The sequence below is a fragment of the Paraburkholderia madseniana genome (assembly GCF_009690905.1).
GTDB lineage: Bacteria > Pseudomonadota > Gammaproteobacteria > Burkholderiales > Burkholderiaceae > Paraburkholderia > Paraburkholderia madseniana.
This window is the reverse complement of record NZ_VOSW01000205.1, coordinates 1-5,437: the sequence shown is the minus strand read 5'-3', so window position 1 is coordinate 5,437 and position 5,437 is coordinate 1. Positions and strand designations below refer to the sequence as shown.

The window sequence follows — 5,437 nt, the reverse complement described above, 5'->3', positions numbered from 1 at the left end:
CTGGCGCTTGGAAGTTTCGGTGTATTACGATGTATTTATACATCGCAAGGCGTTGATGCTTAAAACACCGCCCTTACTGAATCCCCGGCCACTTGCTCGCGAACTATGTACCGTTAAGGTATAAGACCTGAGCGCCGGGTTTTCAACAAGAAGACCACCAAGTTCACCATCGATACCCTCGTCGAAATGATGAGCCGGATCGGCAAGCCGGTCACACTGGCTGTTGGGTAAGGTGCACGGCGCGCCCTCGCGTGCTTTCGCACTTCGCTTGCCGTGCGCCCTTGTTTCACTCCACCACGCCTGAACCGAACACTTCGGTGTGAATCCGCGCCGAATCCACGCCGAGCGAAGCCAACGCCTCGCATTGCGCGCGCATGAACGGCACCGGCCCGCAGATGTAGTAATCCGCATCGGGAACGATCACCTTGTCGGCGATTTTCGTGAGGTCGAGGCGGCCCTCGAAGTCGTAGTCGATACCAGCGCGATCGCACGCTTCAATGGCTTCGTAGAACACCGCACGCGTGACGTTGGGATGCGCTGCGACCGTATCGTTAAGCCACTGCCGGAACGCGTGCACGCGACCATTGCGGCAGGCATGCACAAAGGTCACGCTGCGCTCACTCTGGTCGGCAAGCAACGTGGACAGCATCGAAGTCATCGGGGTCACGCCCACGCCGCCACTCATCAGTACCACGGGTGTCGTCGTCTTGCGGTCCAGCGTGAAGTCGCCCGATGGTGCGCTGACATGCACCACCGCGCCCACTTCCACGCCGTCGTGCAGGAGGTTCGATACATGGCCGGGCGCCGTATCTTCGCGGCCGGCTTCGCGCTTCACCGAGATACGGAGCCACTTGCCGTTCGGCGCATCCGACAAACTGTAGTGCCGCGGCTGATCGACGCCGAGTTCATCCACGAAACGCTTCACGCTCAGATATTGGCCAGGCTCGAAGCCGCAGGCCGGTGAGCCATCGGCGGGCGAAAGATAGAACGACGTGATTTCATCGCTCTCCACCTCCTTGCGCGCAACCTTGAACGGCCGGAAGCCGCTCCACGCCGCACCTTTGTAAAGCTTGGCCTCTGTGCCGATGAAAATATCCGCGAGCTGCCCATAAGCGACTTCCCATGCGCCGAGCGTCTCCTGATCGACTGCGTCGCCGAGCACATCAACGATTGCGCCTAACAGATGGCGCCCCACGATCGGATACTGTTCCGGCCGGATATTCAGACTCACGTGCTTATGCGCGATGCGCGAGACGGTGGGACCCAGCGCGCCGAGGTTATCGATATTGGCGGCATATGCATATACCGCCTTCGCCAGCGTCTCCGGCTGATTGCCGCTCTTCTGGTGGGTCTGGTTGAACACGTTCTTCAACTCGGGATGGTGCGCGAACATGCGCTTGTAGAAGCGTTTGGTGATGGTCGTGCCGTGCACGGCAAGCACGGGAACGGTGGCTTTGACGCGGGCGATCTGGTCGGCGGTGAGTGCGGTCATAACGACTTCTCCTTAAAGATGCATTTACAATACATCTTTAAGGAGAAGTTTTGCCCCGGACAGATTGTCACAGGTGCTTAAAGGGACTGAAGCGCCGTGTTAGTCGGCGCTACGATCGTGCTGCCACAACACGTCGCTGCCACCGTCCACGCGATTGAGCACGCGTGCGAGCACGAACAGCAGGTCGGACAGCCGATTCACATACTGGCGCGGCGCCTCATTGACCGCCTCGCTTTCGCCGAGAGCGACGATCGACCGTTCGGCGCGCCGGCACACCGTGCGGCACACGTGCGCAAGTGCGGCCGCACGCGAACCGCCGGGCAGAATGAATTCCTTCAATGGCGCCAGGGTCGCGTTGTAGTCGGCCAGCCAGTCGTCGAGTTGGCCTAGATGCCTGTCGGTAATCATCGTGTGGCCGGGAATGCAGAGCTCACCGCCAAGATCGAACAGGTCGTGCTGTATCGCGACCAACGCCGCCCGCACCTTGTCGGGCAGCGTTTCGCACAGCAACACGCCGAGATTCGAATTGAGTTCATCGACGTCGCCGATTGCCGCAATGCGCGCGCTGTCTTTGCGCACGCGCCGGCCGTCGCCGAGACCGGTGCTGCCGTCGTCGCCCGTACGGGTGGCGATCTTGCTCAAGCGGTTGCCCATGATGTCTCCCATGCATGCATTCATTCAGTAACGATGCGTCTTCGCGGCGCCGGTGAATCCATCCGGTGAATCCGGTAAGTAAGCCACCAGGTTGGCCACCGGGTTATCCATATTGCGCGCATCGTGAGGTCGCCGCCATTATAGGAGCGGCAGCCGTCCGCAACGCCGACCCGCGGGTGATCGGCGTAAAATGAAGCACAAGCTGTAGAACAGCTCCGCCCCAATATCAGGAGACATGCGTGAATCATCCCGTGCCGCCGGCCCCGCTGCGCCGGCCGTTTCCCGCCGAGTTGCTGACTGCCCTCAAAGCCGTTTTCGGCGAACGCGTGTCCACCGCGGAAGCCGTGCGTACCCACCATGGCCGCGACGAATCGCCGTTCGATCCCCAACTGCCCGACGCCGTCGTATTCGCGCGCAATACGGAAGACGTGCAAACCATCGTCAGGCTGTGCGGCCAGTACAACGTACCGATCATCCCTTACGGCAACGGTTCGTCGCTCGAAGGGCATCTGCTGGCGGTTCAAGGCGGCGTGTCGATCGACCTGTCGGAAATGAACCGGGTGTTGTCGATCAACGCCGAAGACCTGACCGTCACCGTCGAACCCGGTATTTCGCGCAAGCAGTTGAACGAAGCACTCCGCGACACCGGCCTGTTTTTCCCGATTGACCCGGGTGCTGACGCGAGCATCGGCGGCATGTCGGCCACGCGCGCCTCCGGCACCAACGCCGTGCGCTACGGCACGATGCGCGAAAACGTACTCGGGCTGACGGTGGTTCTCGCCGACGGCCGCGTGATCAAAACCGGCACGCGCGCGCGCAAGTCGTCGGCGGGTTACGACCTCACGCGTCTGTTCGTCGGCTCGGAAGGCACGCTCGGCGTGATTACCGAAATCACCGTCCGGCTGTATCCGCAACCGGAAGCGGTCTCGGCGGCGGTCTGCACGTTCCCGTCGATGGGCGATGCGGTGCGCGCGGTCATCGAAACGATTCAGATGGGCGTGCCGATTGCACGCGTCGAGTTCGTCGACTCGCTCGCGATCCGCTCGATCAATCGCCATTCGAACCTGACGTTGCGTGAAGCGCCCACGCTCTTCTTCGAATTCCACGGCACCGAAGCCGGTGTGAAAGAGCAAGCCGAACTGGTGCAGGAGCTCGCCGCGCAGAATGCCGGCGAAGGCTTCGAATGGGCAACCCGCCCGGAAGACCGCAGCCGCCTGTGGAACGCGCGCCACAACGCCTATTTCGCAATGCTGCAACTGAAACCCGGCTGCCGCGCCGTCACGACCGATGTCTGCGTGCCGATCTCGCGCCTGGCGGAATGCGTGGTGGAAACCGAGCAGGATCTGAAGGCGTCGCCGCTGCCCTGCCCGATCGTCGGCCATGTCGGCGACGGCAACTTCCACGTCGCGATCCTGACCGATCCGAACAAGCCGGAAGAACTCGTCGAGGCCGAGCGCCTGAACCATCTCATCGTGCAACGCGCGCTGCGCATGGACGGCACCTGCACGGGCGAGCACGGTGTCGGTCTGCACAAGATGAACTTCCTGCTCGAAGAACACGGTGAAGTCGCCGTCGACACGATGCGCTCCATCAAACACGCGCTCGATCCGCGAAATCTGATGAACCCGGGCAAGATCTTTTCCTGGGCGGCTTGAGAGATCGTCAACGCTCAAAGGTGCGGCAGCGGCAACGCCTACTGCCGCACAACCAGGCTTGACCGGGCATGCAGCGTGAAAGACACCAGGAGACAAGTCATATGAACGCACCCGTCGAACTGACGGCCGAAGTTCTCGCCCAACGCCAGCGCGAAGTCGTGCAGGCGCTGATGGCCGTGCTGCCGAACCACTGTCTGCTGTATCGCGAAGAAGACACCGTTGCCTACGAGTGCGACGGCCTCGCCGCGTACAGGCGTCTACCGCTCGCGGTCGCATTGCCCGAGACGGAATCGCAGGTCCAGCGCATCGTGCAGATCTGTCACCGGCTCGACGTGCCGATCGTGCCGCGCGGCGCGGGCACCGGTTTGTCCGGCGGGGCAATGCCGATTCGTCACGGCGTGGTGGTGTCGCTTGCGCGCTTCCGCAAGATCGTCGAAGTCGACTCGTATGCCCGGACCGCGACCGTGCAACCGGGGGTGCGCAATCTGTCGATTTCCGAAGCCGCCGCGCCCTACGGCCTTTACTACGCGCCCGATCCGTCGTCGCAGATCGCCTGCACGATCGGCGGCAACGTCTCCGAGAATTCGGGCGGCGTGCACTGCCTCAAGTACGGCCTCACCGTGCACAACGTGCTGCGTGTTCGCGCCGTGACGATGGAAGGCGACATCGTCGAATTCGGCTCGCTCGGGCCTGACGCGCCCGGGCTCGATCTGCTCGCGGTGCTGATCGGCAGTGAAGGCATGTTCGCGATCGTCACCGAAGTCACTGTCAAGCTGATCCCGAAGCCGCAAACGGCGCAGGTCATCATGGCCAGTTTCGACGACGTCGTGAAAGGCGGCAACGCGGTCGCCGGCATCATTGCAGCAGGCATCATTCCGGCCGGTTTGGAGATGATGGACAAACCGGCTACGCGCGCCGTCGAAGAATTCGTCAACGCGGGCTACGACCTCGACGCGGCGGCGATCCTGCTGTGCGAATCCGACGGCACGGCTGAAGAGGTCGCCGACGAAATCGTGCGCATGACCGCGGTGCTGCGCGAACAGGGTGCAACCCGCATCCAGATTTCGCGCTCGGAGAACGAACGGCTGCGCTTCTGGTCCGGGCGCAAGAACGCGTTTCCCGCAGCCGGCCGCATTTCGCCTGACTACTACTGCATGGACGGCACCGTGCCGCGCCGCAGTATCGGACCGCTGCTGGCGCGCATCGAAGTCATGGAGAAGAAATACGGTCTGCGCTGCATCAATGTATTCCATGCCGGCGACGGCAACATGCATCCGCTAATCCTGTTCAACGGCAACGATATGGATGAGTGGCACCGTGCCGAAGCCTTCGGTTGTGACATTCTCGAAACCTGCGTCGAACTGGGCGGAACGGTGACCGGCGAGCACGGCGTGGGCATCGAGAAAATCAATTCGATGTGCGTGCAGTTTTCGCCCGAAGAGCGCGATGCATTCCACGCGGTCAAACGTGCCTTCGACGCGCCGGGCTTGCTCAATCCCGACAAGGGCATTCCCACCCGCGCGCGTTGCGCCGAGTACGGCAAGATGCATGTGCGCGGCGGCTTGCTGCCGCATCCGGACCTGCCGCGGTTTTAAAACGGCTTGTGACGCTGCCGGCCCAAGACGGGCCCGCAGCG

The 5,437-nt window shown here is 62.3% G+C and carries 4 protein-coding genes and 1 pseudogene; 3 read left to right on the top strand and 2 right to left on the bottom strand.

The features are described from left to right. Nucleotides 1-138: 138 nt before the first annotated feature. A pseudogene (locus tag FSO04_RS48135) lies at nucleotides 139-231 on the top strand (helix-turn-helix domain-containing protein); the annotation flags it as partial. Nucleotides 232-286: 55 nt separating this feature from the next. Here FSO04_RS48135 and hmpA read toward each other — a convergent pair. Further along, a complete protein-coding gene (gene hmpA / locus FSO04_RS44825) occupies nucleotides 287-1,492 on the bottom strand; it encodes an NO-inducible flavohemoprotein (RefSeq protein ID WP_154567788.1) in 1,206 nt (401 codons plus the stop codon). A 99-nt stretch (nucleotides 1,493-1,591) separates the two neighbouring features. Then, nucleotides 1,592-2,146: a cob(I)yrinic acid a,c-diamide adenosyltransferase gene (locus FSO04_RS44820; RefSeq protein ID WP_154567786.1), complete on the bottom strand. Its 555-nt coding sequence runs from the start codon at nucleotides 2,144-2,146 to the stop codon at nucleotides 1,592-1,594. A 239-nt stretch (nucleotides 2,147-2,385) separates the two neighbouring features. On the opposite strand from FSO04_RS44820, the gene FSO04_RS44815 reads away from it, so the two are divergent. Together FSO04_RS44815 and FSO04_RS44810 are read left to right on the top strand one after the other, a co-directional pair. After that, nucleotides 2,386-3,801, top strand: a complete 1,416-nt coding sequence (locus FSO04_RS44815) for an FAD-linked oxidase C-terminal domain-containing protein (protein WP_168436035.1) — start codon at nucleotides 2,386-2,388, stop codon at nucleotides 3,799-3,801. A 101-nt stretch (nucleotides 3,802-3,902) separates the two neighbouring features. Further along, nucleotides 3,903-5,396 (top strand): FAD-linked oxidase C-terminal domain-containing protein, encoded by a 1,494-nt coding sequence (locus FSO04_RS44810; RefSeq protein ID WP_154567784.1) that lies wholly within the window; start codon nucleotides 3,903-3,905, stop codon nucleotides 5,394-5,396. Nucleotides 5,397-5,437 lie beyond the last annotated feature (41 nt).